At 47.4% G+C, this 16284-nt stretch carries 12 protein-coding genes; 11 read left to right on the top strand and 1 reads right to left on the bottom strand.

What is annotated here, in order from left to right; all coding sequences use genetic code 11:
- Positions 1–9 precede the first annotated feature (9 nt).
- Entirely contained in the window at positions 10–687 is a 678-nt protein-coding gene (gene ssb / locus ACNKW2_RS03435) for a single-stranded DNA-binding protein (protein WP_419147296.1), read from the top strand.
- 186 nt (positions 688–873) lie between these two features.
- Entirely contained in the window at positions 874–2466 is a 1593-nt protein-coding gene (locus ACNKW2_RS03430; protein ID WP_419147295.1) for an EAL domain-containing protein, read from the top strand.
- Here ACNKW2_RS03430 and ACNKW2_RS03425 read toward each other — a convergent pair.
- Entirely contained in the window at positions 2449–3360 is a 912-nt protein-coding gene (locus ACNKW2_RS03425; protein WP_419147294.1) for a 1-aminocyclopropane-1-carboxylate deaminase/D-cysteine desulfhydrase, read from the bottom strand. The genes ACNKW2_RS03430 and ACNKW2_RS03425 overlap by 18 nt on opposite strands.
- Positions 3361–3631: 271 nt before the next feature.
- Here ACNKW2_RS03425 and ACNKW2_RS03420 point away from each other — a divergent pair, with 271 nt between their 5' ends.
- The 9 genes from ACNKW2_RS03420 to tldD all read left to right on the top strand — a co-directional run bounded on the left by ACNKW2_RS03420 (position 3632) and on the right by tldD (position 16257).
- Positions 3632–5641: an SUMF1/EgtB/PvdO family nonheme iron enzyme gene (locus ACNKW2_RS03420; protein ID WP_419147293.1), complete on the top strand. Its 2010-nt coding sequence runs from the start codon at positions 3632–3634 to the stop codon at positions 5639–5641.
- Positions 5642–5709: 68 nt separating this feature from the next.
- Positions 5710–6753 (top strand): rod shape-determining protein, encoded by a 1044-nt coding sequence (locus ACNKW2_RS03415; protein ID WP_336567733.1) that lies wholly within the window; start codon positions 5710–5712, stop codon positions 6751–6753.
- Positions 6753–7595 (top strand): rod shape-determining protein MreC, encoded by an 843-nt coding sequence (gene mreC, locus ACNKW2_RS03410; protein WP_419147292.1) that lies wholly within the window; start codon positions 6753–6755, stop codon positions 7593–7595. The genes ACNKW2_RS03415 and mreC overlap by 1 nt, the downstream gene beginning before the upstream one ends.
- The gene (gene mreD, locus ACNKW2_RS03405; RefSeq protein ID WP_419147291.1) at positions 7588–8067 is read left to right on the top strand and encodes a rod shape-determining protein MreD; all 480 of its coding nucleotides are present in this window, start codon (positions 7588–7590) and stop codon (positions 8065–8067) included. The genes mreC and mreD overlap by 8 nt, the downstream gene beginning before the upstream one ends.
- Positions 8067–8633 carry a Maf family protein gene (locus ACNKW2_RS03400; RefSeq protein ID WP_419147290.1) on the top strand — a complete coding sequence of 189 codons (567 nt, stop codon included), beginning with the start codon at positions 8067–8069 and terminating at the stop codon, positions 8631–8633. The genes mreD and ACNKW2_RS03400 overlap by 1 nt, the downstream gene beginning before the upstream one ends.
- A 1-nt stretch (position 8634) precedes the next feature.
- Positions 8635–10107, top strand: coding sequence for a ribonuclease G (gene rng, locus ACNKW2_RS03395; RefSeq protein WP_419147289.1), 1473 nt, complete (start codon positions 8635–8637; stop codon positions 10105–10107).
- A gap of 12 nt (positions 10108–10119) precedes the next feature.
- Entirely contained in the window at positions 10120–14013 is a 3894-nt protein-coding gene (locus tag ACNKW2_RS03390; RefSeq protein WP_419147288.1) for a YhdP family protein, read from the top strand.
- On the top strand, positions 14006–14821 hold the full coding sequence (locus tag ACNKW2_RS03385; protein WP_419147287.1) for a carbon-nitrogen hydrolase family protein: 816 nt from the start codon (positions 14006–14008) through the stop codon (positions 14819–14821). Before ACNKW2_RS03390 ends, ACNKW2_RS03385 begins: the two co-directional genes overlap by 8 nt.
- Positions 14818–16257, top strand: coding sequence for a metalloprotease TldD (tldD, locus tag ACNKW2_RS03380; protein WP_336567727.1), 1440 nt, complete (start codon positions 14818–14820; stop codon positions 16255–16257). Before ACNKW2_RS03385 ends, tldD begins: the two co-directional genes overlap by 4 nt.
- Positions 16258–16284: the final 27 nt, after the last annotated feature.

The following is a 16284-nucleotide window of genomic DNA, read 5'->3' as shown; positions in this document are numbered from 1 at the left end:
GAAAATGCCATGGCACGTGGTGTTAATAAAGTAATTTTGGTAGGCAATTTAGGCCAAGACCCTGAGGTTCGCTATATGCCAAACGGTAATGGTGTAGCGAATATCAGCATCGCAACAACCGACAGTTGGAAAGACAAAAACACCGGTCAGCTGCAAGAGCGAACTGAGTGGCACCGTGTCGTTTTATTTGGCAAGCTAGCAGAAGTCGCTGGTGAGTACTTACGTAAAGGCTCACAGGTGTATATTGAAGGTCGTTTGCAAACGCGTAAATGGACCGATCAAAGTGGCCAAGATAAATACACCACTGAGATTGTGGTTGATATGGGCGGTCAGATGCAAATGCTAGGCGGTCGTGGTGAGCAACAAGGCCAGGGCGGTCAATATCAGCAAGGTGGCCAACAGCAAAACAACTTTGGTCAGCAGCAGAGCTATAACCAAGCGCCGCAGCAACAATACTCGCAGCCGCAGCAAAGCCAAAATAGCCAAGCGCAAAGTGGTCAACAAGGTGGCTTTGCACCGCAGCAGCCACAGCAAGGTGGGCAGCAGCAGTCTTCTGGCTTTGGTAACCAGTCAAATCAACAGGGCGGCTTTGCACCGCAGCAGAACCCTAGTCAAGGGTCACAATCTGGTGGTAGCAGTAATCCGATGGAACCGCCGATTGACTTTGATGACGACATTCCGTTCTAGACAAAGAACTCGAGAAAAGCCCAACTAGATGTTGGGCTTTTTTGTGCATGCAAATCAGTGCACCGAAATAATTACTATTGCGGTTCAGTTAGTTAGTGTTCAATAGCCATAAAAGCCTAGGGCTGGCTTGAGTTTTCGGACCTTTTGAACAACACTTCATGTATCTAACCACGCAATAAATACGTTATGCCAACTCAGCTTTTAAGTGGATTTAGTCGCCGTTATCTGGTTAAGCTTTTGATGCTTGCCATCACGGTACTCTTGTGCCTGAATTTATTGCTTAATCATATGCTGCACTTGCAAATGCATAAGCAAGGTGCGCAACTGGCTAAGAGCATTGCTGGTGCTCAAAGCACAGCAGCGGTGCAAGATGTCACTAAGCAGGCTCTGCAATATGGTTTTACATTAAGCCCCGGCAATACTTTAGAACCTCATGTTTTTAGCGTGGATGAACAATCCGTTACCTTGTATCACCAGCCGATTTGGCGTAGTCACCCAGAGGTATTACTGTTTTTTAATTTACTCTCTATTGGGCTTATTTTGTTTGTTCATCGCTGGTGGTTTTTATATGGTCGCAAAACCACGGCAGCGAAACAAAGCACAGCGCCTGTCAAAGCTGTAATAAACAAAGCAAATGAAGACAACTACGCACTGTTTGCCTTGCTGCATTGGCAGTCGACGGTATCGCAGCAGGTCGATTTACAACTTCATTTTCAGTTAGCATTAGTAAAGGGGCTCGGGCGCTTTGGCAATGTTACCGTTAAATATTTAAACTCTGGCGCCTTGGCAGTCACCGTGCAAGCGCTGCAAGTGGGGCAAGGTGAAGCGCTTAGTAAGCAAATTCATGAGTTGGTGTATTGCGCCTTGCGGGAGTTTCGTGGGGATCTGTCAAGAAGTAAAGTGAAGCTAGGTGCCTGTTTCTATCAACAGGGTAGAGAGCAAACTCAAGTGTATCAGAGTGCAAAGTCCGCGCTTTCTATTGCGCAAAACCAAGTGTGGCAGCACACACATCTTATCCACCTTACCTCATTACTGGCAAAACGATTACAGGGTGACGGCGAGTCATTGCTTGAGCACATAAAGCGAGGACAATTTTCGCTGTTTTTCCAACCCCTATTCGACTTTCGTTGCGACGATATTGTGGTCAGTGAAGCTCTGCTCAGGGTGTCACATCAGGAGCTTGGACGGATATCGGCAAAACAAGTGATGCAATATTTATATGCTCCGAGCCAATTCCAAGCGTTAGATAAGATCATTATTAATCAAGTGCTCAGTGTTTATCAGCAAGAGCAGGGGTTTGGCAAAGTGAGCGTCAATTTGCATATCAGTAGCTGGTTAGAGCAGTCTTTTATCGATTGGTTAATCATGCGCTTACAGCAAGCGGGCATTGGTTCGGCGATTGCTTTTGAACTGAGTATCGATGAGGCTTACAGCCACAGTAGTACGTTGCGGCCTGCATTTCAGCAGTTAAGTGAGCTGGGATGTGATATTTATCTTGATAATATTGCCCAAACCCTGTCATCGACGCCATGCGCTTTGCAGGATTACGTGAGTGCCTTTAAGCTCAGCTATGAGCTAATCCACGGCATTGAGCATTCTGGATATCGCCGCCGCACAGTCAAACACATTATTCAGCAAGCCGCTGAGTTTGGGGTGCCGGTGTATGCTGTGGGCGTTGAAACCGACAGTGAACTCAGTTGTGTGAAAGGCTTGGGTGTTAAGGGGGCACAAGGACACTATTTTTCTGCGCCCTTGCAGCAATTAGCGGACATTCATTGAATTCATATAGCGCAAGCCATCAAGCCCTTGCAGTCCGCCGGTGTGAATAGCGGTAATGGTTGCGCCCGATGGAAATTGGCCTTGCGCCACTAGGCTGAACAAAGCATAGAATAATTTCCCGGTGTATATCGGTTCCAGTGGTAATCGATAATGCTGCTTCATGGTGTGACAAAATTGCAGCAGCTCCGGGGTCACTTTGGCGTAGCCACCATGATGGAAGTCATGTTCTAAGTGCCATGCAGCGCTCTCCTTGCCATCTAGCATAGTGCGGATCTCAGCTGCTAAATATTCTGCCCCTTTTAAAACGGCCACGCCAATGAGTTGCGTTTCTGGCGTTAGCCCTTGTGCCAAGCCTGCAAGGGTGCCGCCGCTGCCAACAGCAGTCATGACATAATCACTTTTCGGAAGCTGCTGTGCTAGTTCTTTCACACCATTTAGGGCTAAGCTATTGCTACCGCCTTCGGGAATAATAAAGGCATCAGGGAACTGATGTTGCAAAGTGTTGAGGTAGTCTGGCTGGTGTCGTTGGCGGTATTCAATTCGAGTAACCGGGTGCAGTGATAAGCCACAGGCTCTGGCCATTTTAATCGTCGGGTTATTTTCATCTAACTGCGGCCCACGGATGATGGCATGACCTGTTATAGCAAATGTTTTACACGCCATCGCTGTGGCATAGAGGTGATTTGAAAAAGCACCGCCAAAGGTGACGAGCTCGCTCACACCGCTTTGCTGCATATGCAATAGGTTATACTTTAATTTACGCCATTTATTGCCTTGGATCAGTGGATGCAGTAAGTCGTCCCGCTTTACTACTAAGGTAATGTTATGCTGCTTTAATAGCGGGTGATGAATGGTTTGTAGCGGGGGTTCAGGCAATCTGTCTAGGGTTATCAACGGTTTTTCTCTTCGCTATTTAAGGGCTATAGTGTAATAGCTGGAAAACGACTATGCCAGCGACAAACGTAGGCCTGATGGCCCTAAAACTCAAACACTCTAATAAAATATAAAAAATAGTTGGCAAAAACTGGCAACAGGCTGGTTAATAGTTGTAAACTCAGATATTAATTGCGCAAAGCTTGTGTTTTACTTTGTAAGTACATAGCATAGAGCCCTAACTATAAGAAATAACAAGACCAAACAATTGCCGCTGTTGGGAATGGAACATATGCGAATTGCTCCTATAACTTTTATTGTCTCGGCCTCTATTTTGGCCATGAGTGCAGTAGCTCCGAGCGCTAACGCGCAAGATACGGCCACTGTAACTGCCATAGAGTCCGAATTGTCTAATAAGCAAAACGAGCTTGATAAATACTCGGCTATTCTAGAAAAACACCTTGCTGAAGAAACCCGTTTGCAAACGCAATTAGAATTGTTGCGTGATCGCTCTACCGAATTAGATAAAGAGAAAAATCAGGCTCTTGATGCTATGAACGAGCTTTATAGAAGGTTGATTGACGACCCTTCTATCGATATTGGTGTAGCCCAGTCTCGCTATCAGCAGGCGGTCGCTGATCATAAGCAGAACAAAGAAGACATTGCGATGCAAATAGCGGCAATTGCCTCGCAACGAAAAGACATTGAGCAAGTTCGAGTAACAAAACACACCCTAGTTAATACCCTAGAAAACCTCAAAGATCAGCTAGGCACAGCGCGAGTTGAACGCTTACGCAATGAGTTTACCCGCGAGGGCACATTGGAAGTTGAGCACACCATTAACTGTAAGCGCACAGAAACCTTGGCGGCGTGTGAACAGCGTGGTCAACAAATGGGGCTACAAAAAGCGACCAAACGCTTTATTGATCAAATCTTTGCTAATCTAACCGAGAATCGGGTCGTTGAACCAAAACGCAACATGGCCGGTGCCCAAGTACAAGTGGTCAGTAGCCATGTGGTTGACAGTGGTTTTAGTGGCCAAGGTAATTACAGCGTTAACTTAAGCGTTACTATGCGTGGTGATGTCAACAGCAGCCGTTTGTGTAACTTATTGAGTTTAGACAATCGCTACTGTAGTGAATATGGCACTCCACTGGCTGTCAGTTACCAGTCGAGCTACCCTGCTACCTACAGTGATAGTCAATTGACTTTTTCCGATCCCGTTGCTGATACAGTAGAAGTCGCTACTGTAAAGGCGCAACCGATTGTGGAGACCCCCCTTGTAAAAAAGTCACAATCGGCTGATAAAACAGTCGAGCTTACCTTGCGTTCCAATGTCTACGACGACGAAGTGTTTATCAACGGTGTCAGTTATGGCGCCACCAAAACCGTGGTGAACGTGCCGCCAGGGTTTTACGATATTGAAATACGTAAAATTGGCTACGAACCATTTAAAACGCGGCTAAACCTGCGTGCGGCGCAAACCGTCAACGCCAAATTAGTTAAAAAACGCGAGCCTGTAACCGCTGTTGTAACCGAGCAGCCAACCAAGAGCAGCAATGCCATTGAAGTAGCCGTTTCCAATCATGACAATGAGCTGTCGATTATTCCTGCTGGGACATTTGAAATGGGCGACCTGACGGGCAATGGCTTACCTAATGAACGTCCGGTTGTGGAAAAAGTACTGAGTCATTCTTATGCTATGCAAAGTACTGAGGTGAGTGTGGCGGCTTTTCGTCAGTTTGTGCAAAGCACCGGCTATAAAACCCTCGCTGAAAAAGGCAAAGGTTGTGCTTATTACAAAAATGGCGCACCGGTATGGGAGCTAGAATACAGTTGGCAGAACCCAGGTTATACACAGTCAGATAATTTCCCGGTGGTGTGTGTTTCTTATGAAGATGCCAAAGCGTACGCAAACTGGTTATCAGGCGAGAAAGGGCAGCAATTTCGCTTACCAAACGAAGTGGAATGGGAATACGCAGCCCGAGCTGGGACAACGTCTGAGTATCCTTGGGGCAATGAAATTGGTCGCAACCTAGCTAACTGTGGTTGGTGTGGCAGTGAGTGGTCAAACAAAAGTCCAGCGCCTGTGGCGCAGTTCTCTCCAAACGGCTATGGGTTATATGATACCGTGGGTAATGTGTGGGAGTGGACGCAAAAACGCGCATCTCAAAGTGATGTCACTGTAAGAGGTGGGGCATGGAACTTTGCGCCTAGTTTGGCTCGTGTTTCAACACGCTTAGCCCTAGCTCCTGACTTCAGAGCGAATTATATAGGCTTTCGACTGGTTCGAGAGCGCTAAGGTAGTACACTAAGAGTGACGTTGAACGTCACTTTGTTTGATAGAATTCTTAAAGGTTATCCAGCCTCATGTTTAAAAAATTACGCGGATTATTTTCCAACGATCTCTCTATCGACTTAGGGACAGCAAATACATTAATTTATGTAAAAGAAGAAGGCATTGTACTGAATGAGCCATCGGTAGTTGCGATCCGTCAGGAGCGTGCTGGTGGACCAAAAAGTGTCGCTTCTGTCGGTACTGCGGCAAAACAAATGCTAGGCCGTACGCCAGGTAACATCAAAGCAATCCGCCCCATGAAAGATGGCGTTATTGCTGACTTCTATGTTACCGAGAAAATGCTGCAACACTTTATCAAGCAAGTGCATAATAATAACTTTATGCGACCGAGCCCTAGAGTATTGATTTGTGTGCCATGTGGTGCCACGCAAGTTGAGAAGCGCGCCATCAGAGAGTCGGCAATGGGCGCGGGCGCCCGTGAAGTGTATCTCATTGAAGAGCCGATGGCGGCAGCAATTGGTGCTGGCCTGCCGGTTTCAGAAGCAACTGGCTCAATGGTGGTTGACATTGGTGGTGGTACCACGGAAGTGGCGATTATCTCACTGAACGGCGTGGTGTATTCTTCTTCTGTGCGCATTGGTGGCGATAAGTTTGATGAAGCCATCATCAACTACGTGCGCCGTAACTTTGGCAGCCTAATTGGTGAAGCCACAGCCGAGCTGATTAAGCACGAAATTGGCTCAGCATTCAAAAGCGAAACGCCGGTGGAAATCGAAGTGCGTGGTCGCAACCTCGCAGAAGGGGTGCCGCGTTCATTCACACTGAATTCTCATGAAATCCTAGAAGCCTTACAAGAACCATTAATGGGCATAGTGAGCGCAGTGATGGTGGCACTAGAACAGTCACCACCTGAGTTGGCGTCGGATATTTCTGCTCACGGTATGGTGTTAACTGGCGGTGGGGCACTATTAAAAGATCTCGATCGCTTGTTGATGGAAGAAACGGGGATCCCAGTGGTTGTTGCAGAAGATCCACTCACTTGTGTAGCTCGCGGTGGCGGTAAGGCACTGGAAATGATAGATATGCACGGTGGTGACGTCTTTAGTTACGATTAATGAATCTTTTATTCGGACGTACCGTCTCCCTACAACTGCGACTTACGGTCGCAGTTGTGCTTAGTATTATCCTCATTATTGGCGATCGTTTTACCGCTGGCGGCACCCTAGTGCGTACCAGTTTAAATACCTTAGTCAGTCCGCTTTTGTACGTTGCGAACATTCCTTATGAAGCGTTTAACCTCGGGCTGCAAAGTCTTAATACCCGAGATAAGCTACAACAACAAAATCAAATCTTACTGGAAAAGCAATTACTGCAAAGTGAGCAGCTACAACAATTACAATTTCTACAAAAAGAAAATCAAGAGCTGCGAGCACTGCTCGGGGCATCGGCTCGAGAGAGCAATAAACGCCTAATTGCACAAGTGCTGTCAGTGCATTCCAACCCTTATAGTCACCAAGTGGTGATCAATCGTGGCACCATTGATGGTGTAAAGGAGGGTCAGGCAGTCATTGACGAAATGGGGATTGTCGGGCAATTAACGCAAGTGGGGACCACGACCTCTCGGGTGTTGCTGATGACAGATACAACCCATGCCACACCGGTACGTATTTTACGCAATGACGTGCGTACTGTGGTAGAGGGCACGGGTAAAATCCAGAGCGTTAGATTAGCCCATGTACCCCATAGCATGGATATTCGTATCGGCGATGTGTTGGTTACTTCTGGCTTAGGGGGCACCTTTCCAGAAGGCTACCCTGTGGCGGTGGTGACTGAAATCGATCGGGATGAAGGCTTACCCTTTGCGCAAGTTCAAGCAGAGCCTGTAGCGCAGCTAGATCGTATCAGGTTATTAGTGGTGCTAGGCAAGCAAAGTCGCGAGGCCATTAATAATGAGTAGACATAGCAACTTAATGATTGCGCTCAGCGTGTTTGTGGCCTTGATTATGGCGCTGATGCCATTGCCATTTTCGTTAGAGCCTTTTCGTCCAGATTGGGTGCTTTTAGTGCTCATGTACTGGTCATTGGCGGTACCACATCGTGTTAATATTGGCTGGGCCTGGGTGATTGGTTTAATCATTGATTTAGCCATGGGGGCACCATTAGGGGTCAACTCCCTAACCTATTCCATTTGTATTTATATAACTGCGAGTAACTTCCAAAAAATACGTAACTTTTCAATTTGGCAGCAAGCAGTGTTAATTGGCTTGTTCTTGGCTCTCTATCATTTGTTACAATTTTGGCTTAATCACTTCTTGCTTGATATCTACTTTAACCCGCAATATTTATGGCCAGCGGTTACGGGTATGGTGTGCTGGTTGTGGATTTTTCCGCTACTAAGAAAGTACCGCAGACAGTTTAGGATCAGATAATGTCAATTTCGCTTTATTTAGCGTCCGCTTCGCCACGCCGCAAAGAGCTGTTGGCGCAGTTGGGCTATCAATTTTCGCAGTTCAGCGTTGATGCTGATGAAACCCCACTGGCTGATGAGAAGCCCATCCAGTTAGTGACTCGTTTAGCGCGTCTCAAAGCACAATCTGGCGTAGCAATGGGCTACACCGACAAGCCTGTTTTAGGCAGCGATACTGTGGTAGTGGTAGATGACCAAGCCTTAGGTAAACCCCGTGACAAAGCCGATTTTATGGCGATGATGCAGCAGCTATCAGGGCGAACACACCAAGTGATGACGGCGGTTGCTCTGGCCAGTAACGACAAGGTGCTGAGCGAGGTGGTGATCACCGATGTCACCTTTAAACCCTTAAGTAATGCTGAGATCCTAGCATACTGGGACAGTGGTGAGCCGCTGGATAAAGCCGGTGGCTATGGTATTCAAGGGCAAGGTGGCCGCTTTGTCACTGAGATCCGAGGTAGCTATTTTGCAGTTGTCGGCTTACCTTTGTATGAGACAGATGAATTAATTCAACGGTTTTTTGAATAATATGAGTACAGAGTTACTAATTAATGTTACGCCCAGTGAGAGCCGAGTCGCGTTAATCGAGAATGGCGTTCTGCAAGAAGTGCAAGTGGAGCGTATCGGTAACCTTGGCATCGTGGGGAATATCTACTTGGGCAAAGTAAGCCGCGTACTGCCCGGCATGCAAGCGGCATTTGTGGATATTGGTCTGGAGAAAGCGGCATTTTTGCATGCCTCAGATATTGTTAATAGCGCCTCAATCGAAGAGGGCGTAGACGACTCTCCAGTAAAAAAGGTGCAAGATATTCGGGAGTTGGTTAAACAGGGCCAGTTTATTATGGTGCAAGTGGTTAAAGATCCCTTGGGCACCAAAGGCGCACGGTTAACCACGGATATTACCATCCCATCGCGCTATTTGGTGTTTATGCCTGATGCCACTCATGTCGGGGTCAGCCAACGCATCGAAACCGAAGCCGAGCGCGACAGGTTAAAAGACATTGTGGCTGAGTATAATGATGAAAATGGTGGCTTTATTGTCAGAACCGCGGCGGAAGGGGCCACGGAAGCTGAACTAAAACACGACGCTGAGTTCTTAAAAAAGCTCTGGCAGAAAATCATTAGCCGCCGTCGTAAAACCAGCAAAGCCAGCATTCTTCACGAAGATTTAACGCTCGCGTTTCGTACCCTTAGGGATTACGTCGGGGAAGATATGGAGCGTATTCGAGTTGACTCTAAGTTGACCTACCAAGAGCTGAAACAGTTTACTGAAGAATTTGTTCCTCAGTTGGCTCAGGCTTTGGAATACTACCCGGGTGAACGGCCTATTTTTGATTTATTCGATGTCGAAACCGAGATCCAAAAAGCCCTGCATCGCAAGGTGGAGCTGAAGTCCGGTGGTTACCTCATAATCGACCAAACTGAAGCCATGACCACGGTGGATGTTAATACCGGTGCCTTTGTTGGTCATCGTAACCTCGAAGAAACTATTTTCAATACCAATGTCGAAGCAACGTCTGCTATTGCCAGACAATTAAGACTTCGTAATTTGGGCGGCATTATCATCATCGACTTTATCGATATGGTTTCTGATGAGCATAAACGACGCGTATTGCACTCTTTGGAAACCGCGTTGTCCAAAGACCGAGCGAAAGCCAATATTAATGGCTTGTCGGCTTTGGGGCTGGTAGAAATGACGCGCAAACGCACCCGTGAAAGCCTGGAGCATATTCTTTGTGGTGTTTGCCCCTCGTGTGCGGGTCGTGGCTCGTTAAAGACCGTTGAGACCGTATGCTATGAAATATTGCGAGAAATTGTGCGGGTGAATCGCGCCTATGACGCCGATAAGTTTATGGTGTACGCTGCACCAGCGGTGAGTGAGGCGCTGATAAATGATGAGTATCATAACCTCGCCGAACTAGAACTGTTTATTGGTAAACAAGTGAGTATTCAAACAGAAAGCCTCTACAGCCAAGAGCAGTTTGACGTTGTAATGATGTAAGGGTATCCATTGATGCAGGCTAAGGCCGTCTGTTTTTTCTGTCTTCGTAAAGCGTGGCAGTTGTTTGCTATCACATTAGTGACACTGGCGGTATTGGTGTCGGCGCTAAAGTATGCGTTGCCCTATGCCAATGAGTATCGTGACAACATCGAGGCCTTAGTACAAAAGCAATTCAATATCGATATCAGCATCGGTCAAATCAGTGCCAGTTGGGAGGGCAATGGTCCCGCCCTGGTACTTGAGTCGCTCTCTTTTAAAGACAATCAAAATTCACCTATTGCCGTTGAGATCGCGAAAACATCACTGCAGCTTAATGTCATAGAGTCGTTACGGCGACTGCAAATTGCATCTAATTACTTTGTTATCGAGGGCTTCGAAGCAGACATTAATTTAGCGCAATTAAAAACCTCACAAGAACAACAAAACTTTGAGCAACAAGCCCTCATCGAAGGCTTATTTTTAGGCGATGTTGGTCACTTTGCTATTCAAAACAGCCGCTTAAACTTAACTTTTGACAGTGGTAAAACCCATAGCTTGTTACTTAAGGATTTGATCTGGCAAAACTCGATTCAGCTCCATCAAGGTACCGGAGAAATCGCTTTACCCGGGTTTTCTCAAGGGCAATTTAACGCTCGCTTATCGCTCTCTGGCAGTAAACTTTCGGAGCTCAATGGTAACATTTATGTGTCTGCCGATACTGTCAACCCAGTTGAGTGGCTGGGGGAGTTTGTTACCTTGCAATACCCAGACATTGAAGCCGATATTAATGCCCAGCTGTGGCTTGGCTTTAGTGCGGGAGCATTGCAAGATATTAGCGTCGATATAAAACCCAGTGTACTCACTTGGGTGGAAGACGACAGACCCAGCTCTTTAGCGCTGGACGATGCCCAGTTCATTCTGACGCCAGAGCAACAGGGATGGCGAGTAAAAAGTAGTGGTATTCAGTTTACCCGAGATCAACAGGCCTTAGTGCCGGTGAACGTTGAGGCGGTCATTCAGCCAGACGCTAAAACCCTTTGGTTTGAGGATTTGAATATCAGTTTTGTGGCTGAGTTGGCCCAGTTATTGTCGTTTCCGGGGCGTGAAGCGCTGTACGGTATGAACCCTAATGGCGTGGTCAGTGCTGCTAAGCTAACGGTGGCGAACAATGGCGATATTTCAGCTTGGGGAGTTATTGATGAACTGGCATTTCAGCCTTATGAAGGGATCCCTGGGCTGTATGGCACACGCGCCGAGTTTAACTTCGTTAATCAGCAAGCACACCTTAACCTCAGTGCTGAAAATGTGCAGCTTTTGGCCCGTGAGACCTTCAAAGATAACCTCAAAATAACCCAGCTCAGTGGTGATATTTATTTGCAGCGCTCATTGCAACAACAATGGCAGCTTTCCAGTCCCAACTTGTGGCTGAGTAACCAAGACCTTGCCCTAAGCACAGAGTTTACCTTGCAGTTAGGTGAGCAACCAGAGCTTGCACTGTATGCCGAGCTACTGGGTGGCCGCGGTGAAATTGCAGACAGCTATTTCCCTGTTAGCATTATGCGAGATAACCTAGTGGATTACTTAGAGCGAGGCATTATCAGTGGCCAACACTTAACCACTCAAGTATTACTGAATGGCCCTTTGCAGCATTTTCCATATGCCAATAAAGAGGGGCAGTTTGAGGTGAAATCACAACTGAATGATGTGATCTTCAGCTTTGCCCCGGACTGGCCGAACGTGCAACAGGGGGAGGTCGAGCTACACTTTGAAAACCAGCGCATGGACATTTACGCGCACAGCGGCAAGTTGCTCAACCAAAGGATCCAAGAAGGCGTGGTGGTCAGCATCGCGGATTTAAGTAATGCTGATATTTTAACGGTGGATATTAATCATCAAACGCCAGGTCAGACATTACAGCCTTTTTTTGCAGCCACTCCTTTGGCGGACCCCTTAGCCAATATATTTTCCGTGGTACAAGTTGAACAGCCGGCTCGTGGTGATATTCAATTGCAGGTAGACCTCCGCTCGGGTGCAACCCAAGCTCAGGGAGAGGTGTGGCTCGATAATAATCGGGTTTATTTATCTAAACCCGGTATGCAACTCACGGATGTCTCAGGCCGAGTGGCATTTGTTGATGATACTATTACCATTGAGCAGTTGAGGGCATCATGGTTAGACATGCCTTTATCTTTACAGCTTAGTGGCAGTGGTGATAGCACACTATATCAGCTCGATAGTGATATTGAATTACAAGCCGAGATGGCGAAGCTGCAACCACATACTAATGGCATCCTAGATAATTACTTAGCTGGAACGACCACCCTTAATGCCTCCTTGGCACTGCGCTTTGCTGATACTGGCTTTAGTTATAAGGCAAAGTTTGACTCGGATTTACGCGGGGTAGCCAGCCAATTACCGCAGCCGCTACACAAGCCGGCCGAGCAAACAACATTACTGCGAGGCACCGTCTTAGGTGATGATATTTCGAATTTAATCACCGCCAACTGGGGTGAGCAACTCTATTTTAATGCCATTATTGGCAACGACTCTGGGCGCATGGACAACGCCCACCTGATTTTAGCCGAGCAAGACTTAGGCTTAAACACTCAAGGTTTTGATGTCACCATCGCACAACAAAACACCGAGTTATTGCCATGGTTACCCTTGTTAAAGAACATTACCAATGCAGCTAACCGCTCTGAAGGAAAAAGCTTTTTCCCTGCTCTTAATCGGGTGCAAGGGCAATTTGCCAGCTTATCGTTTGCTGATATTCCATTTCACGATGTTGAATTTACGCTGACCCCAGCGCAGTCAGGAACGTTATTACGACTAAACAGCAAAGAAATGCGCACCCAAGTCAGCATTCCTGCATCCAGCTCCAGCCGTCCAATTCATATCAATAGTGATTATCTGCGGCTAAACTTACCTCAAGAGCAACAAACAGAGTTATTACCGCAAAGTGAAGAAAGTCCTTTGCGTTCTTTAGATTGGTTATTAACCCTACCCGCGACAGAATTTGTCTGCAGTGACTGCAAGGTGGATGACTACCAGTTAGACCGAGTCAATTTATCTTTATTCGGGGACGGTGAGAAGTTGAATATTTCGGAGTTGGTGATAGATAAAGAAGAACACCAGCTCAATGCCAGCGGACGCTTTGAGCTGGGCCAGAGCCGTTTTAACGGAGTGCTGATAAGTGATGATTTTGGTGAGCTAACGGATGAGTTTGATATTACCTCTACCATCAAAGACTCCAGTGCCAATATTGAATTCGACCTGGCATGGCAAGGTGCGCCTTACGATCTCAATGTTGCAAGCCTAGCCGGTGAGTTAGATTGGCGGCTCGGAGAAGGGCACTTGGCTGAGATCAGCGATAAAGGCGCGCGAGTGTTCTCGTTACTGAGTTTGGACTCTTTGATCCGCAAGCTTAGGTTGGACTTTCGCGATGTTTTTTCGAAAGGCTTTTTTTACAACAGTATGAGTGGCAAAGTACGCATAGATAAGGGCATTGCTTACAGTGATGACTCAAAGTTAGACGGCGTGCCCGCTGATTTATCAATTCGAGGTTATGCTAACCTCAACAATCACGAAATTAATTATGATCTTGCGGTCGCGCCACAGGTTACCTCGAGTTTACCGGTGATCATGGCTTGGGCGGTGAACCCAGTGACTGGGCTGGCCGCTTTGGCATTAGATAAAGTGATCCACTCTGCCCGTGTGATCTCGGAAATTAATTTCAAAATTACCGGGACCATGCAAGAACCCATAGTGACTGAAGTCGACCGTAAGAGTAAAGAGGTTGAATTACCGCAGCCGATAGTGCCTGAGGGAGAAAACCCGACCTCCGGCGAGCCTGCTTTGCAACCAGAGCAAGCTCAAAGTGAGGAGTTACAACCTCAGCAAGTACAGCAGGAGAAAGGTAATGGCTAACGTAATTGCGCTGCCTATGCGTTCAACACCAGAACCACAAGACAATTTAGCTTACCTGAGAGCACAGTTACAACAGCTGCAAATCACAGCGCCGACCTTGGTGTGTTTACCCGAAACCTGGTTGGCTTTTTGTGCTACAGCGGCACAAAGTTGGCAAGTAGCACAGCACAGTGAACAACACATAGCACAACTGGCGCAATTGTGCCGCGAGTTCAACATTTGGTTAGCCGCTGGCACCATAGCCACCCCAAGCAACGATGAAAAATATTATGCCACCAGTTTATTGTTTAATGATGTTGGTGAGGTGGTCGCCCGCTATAATAAGATCCATCTTTTTGATGCCGATGTTAATGACAGCACCCAGCAATACCGCGAGTCGGCACGGACACAGCCCGGCGACGCCACAACCGTAGTCAACAGCCCATTTGGTTTAATTGGTCTAAGTGTCTGTTATGATCTGCGTTTTCCGGGACTGTATCAGCGTTTACGGCAGCAAGGTGCTGAGCTGATCTTAGTACCAAGTGCATTTACTTGTAGCACCGGAGCGGCACATTGGCAGCCGCTATTACAAGCCAGAGCCATTGAAACACAGTGCTATGTTATCGCAGCTGCACAGTCAGGCCACCATGACAATGGCCGTGATACTTATGGTCATAGCTTAATTGTGTCACCTTGGGGAGAGGTGTTAGGCGATTCTGGTACGGCATTAACGCCACTGCAGCAGCAATTAGATTTGAGTTACCTAAAAGAAATCCGTGGCAAAATGCCCGTTGCGAGTCACAATCGATTTAAAAGTGAGTTTTTATGAGTAATGTAGAGCAAAATTTACTGGCCAATAGTCAGTTGACGCGCGAGCAGTTAGCACAAACGCTAGCTTATATTCATCAGCACCAAGTAAATTATGCCGATCTTTACTTCCAATCAAGTCATCATGAGACCTGGGTGCTTGAAGATGGCGTGGTAAAAGACGGTAGCTATAATATCGAACGCGGTGTCGGTGTACGGGCGATCAGTGGCGAGAAGACGGGGTTTAGCTATTCCGATGCCATTAACCTAGAAGCCTTGAACAAAGCGGCAGAAGCCGCTCGTAGTATCGCTAGTGCTGGTAACAATGACTCGGTACAAGTGTTCAGTGACGTTAAAGCCCCACTGCACTTTCAGCCTGCACAGCCCATCATGAGCATGACGGATGCGGATAAGGTCGCTTTGTTACGAGAGGTGGAAGGTTGTATTCGCGATCTCGCGCCAGAAGCGCAGCAGGTTGTTAGTTCTATTTCAGCGGTGTATGAAGAGGTGCTTATTGCCGCCAGCGATGGCACGTTTGCCACTGATATCAGGCCCTTGATCCGCTTAAACTGCTCGGTGTTGTTGGAAAAAAATGGTCGCCGAGAGCGCGGCAGTGCTGGTGGCGGTGCTAGGTTAGACTATGGCTACTTTAAAGAGTTAGTGGATGGTGAACCCCGCTGGATGCAGTTTGCCAAAGAAGCGGTGCGCCAAGCTCGGGTTAACCTCGAAGCGATAGATGCGCCAGCTGGTGCGATGCCTGTGGTGCTGGGGGCCGGTTGGCCAGGCGTGTTGTTACACGAAGCAGTAGGCCATGGCCTAGAGGGTGACTTTAATCGTAAGGAAGCCTCTGCATTTAGTGGTCGCATTGGTCAACAGGTTGCTTCTAGCCTTTGTACTGTGGTGGACGATGGCACCATTGCCGATCGCCGTGGCTCATTAAACGTGGATGACGAAGGCACGCCAGCGGCGTACAACGTGCTGATTGAAAAAGGCGTGTTGAAAGGCTATATGCAAGACAAGCACAACGCCGGACTCATGGGCGTGGCGCCAACTGGCAATGCCCGTCGGGAGTCGTATGCGCATTTACCTATGCCGCGTATGACCAACACCTATATGTTGCCAGGTGAGCACACTCAGGAAGAAATCATTCGCAGTGTCGATAAAGGTATTTTTGCCAGCAACTTTGGTGGAGGACAGGTCGATATCACTTCGGGTAAGTTTGTTTTCTCGGCGTCTGAAGCTTACCTGATTGAAAATGGCAAAATTACTCAGCCAATCAAGGGAGCCACGTTAATTGGCAACGGCCCTGAAGTGATGAAAAAGGTCTCTATGGTAGGCAATGATCTGGCTTTAGATAAAGGGGTTGGGGTGTGTGGTAAAGACGGTCAGAGTGTGCCTGTGGGCGTTGGCCAACCCAGTCTTAAAATTGACGAAATCACCGTAGGTGGCACGGCATAAACGCTAAAGGTTAGAGGGAGCGAGCTC

The organism is Pseudoalteromonas 'SMAR', assembly GCF_048515945.1.
Classification (GTDB): domain Bacteria; phylum Pseudomonadota; class Gammaproteobacteria; order Enterobacterales; family Alteromonadaceae; genus Pseudoalteromonas.
Note: the sequence above shows the minus strand (reverse complement) of the source record. Positions and strands in the feature narration are given on the sequence as shown.

What these genes read in the sequence shown, in the direction of transcription:
- ACNKW2_RS03430 (WP_419147295.1), top strand. Translation starts at nt 874, where the DNA reads ATGCCAACTCAGCTTTTAAGTGGATTTAGTCGCCGTTATCTGGTTAAG.
- ACNKW2_RS03400 (WP_419147290.1), top strand. Translation starts at nt 8,067, where the DNA reads ATGTCAATTTCGCTTTATTTAGCGTCCGCTTCGCCACGCCGCAAAGAG.
- ACNKW2_RS03415 (WP_336567733.1), top strand. Translation starts at nt 5,710, where the DNA reads ATGTTTAAAAAATTACGCGGATTATTTTCCAACGATCTCTCTATCGAC.
- mreC (WP_419147292.1), top strand. Translation starts at nt 6,753, where the DNA reads ATGAATCTTTTATTCGGACGTACCGTCTCCCTACAACTGCGACTTACG.
- tldD (WP_336567727.1), top strand. Translation starts at nt 14,818, where the DNA reads ATGAGTAATGTAGAGCAAAATTTACTGGCCAATAGTCAGTTGACGCGC.
- ssb (WP_419147296.1), top strand. Translation starts at nt 10, where the DNA reads ATGGCACGTGGTGTTAATAAAGTAATTTTGGTAGGCAATTTAGGCCAA.
- mreD (WP_419147291.1), top strand. Translation starts at nt 7,588, where the DNA reads ATGAGTAGACATAGCAACTTAATGATTGCGCTCAGCGTGTTTGTGGCC.
- ACNKW2_RS03385 (WP_419147287.1), top strand. Translation starts at nt 14,006, where the DNA reads ATGGCTAACGTAATTGCGCTGCCTATGCGTTCAACACCAGAACCACAA.
- rng (WP_419147289.1), top strand. Translation starts at nt 8,635, where the DNA reads ATGAGTACAGAGTTACTAATTAATGTTACGCCCAGTGAGAGCCGAGTC.
- ACNKW2_RS03390 (WP_419147288.1), top strand. Translation starts at nt 10,120, where the DNA reads ATGCAGGCTAAGGCCGTCTGTTTTTTCTGTCTTCGTAAAGCGTGGCAG.
- ACNKW2_RS03420 (WP_419147293.1), top strand. Translation starts at nt 3,632, where the DNA reads ATGCGAATTGCTCCTATAACTTTTATTGTCTCGGCCTCTATTTTGGCC.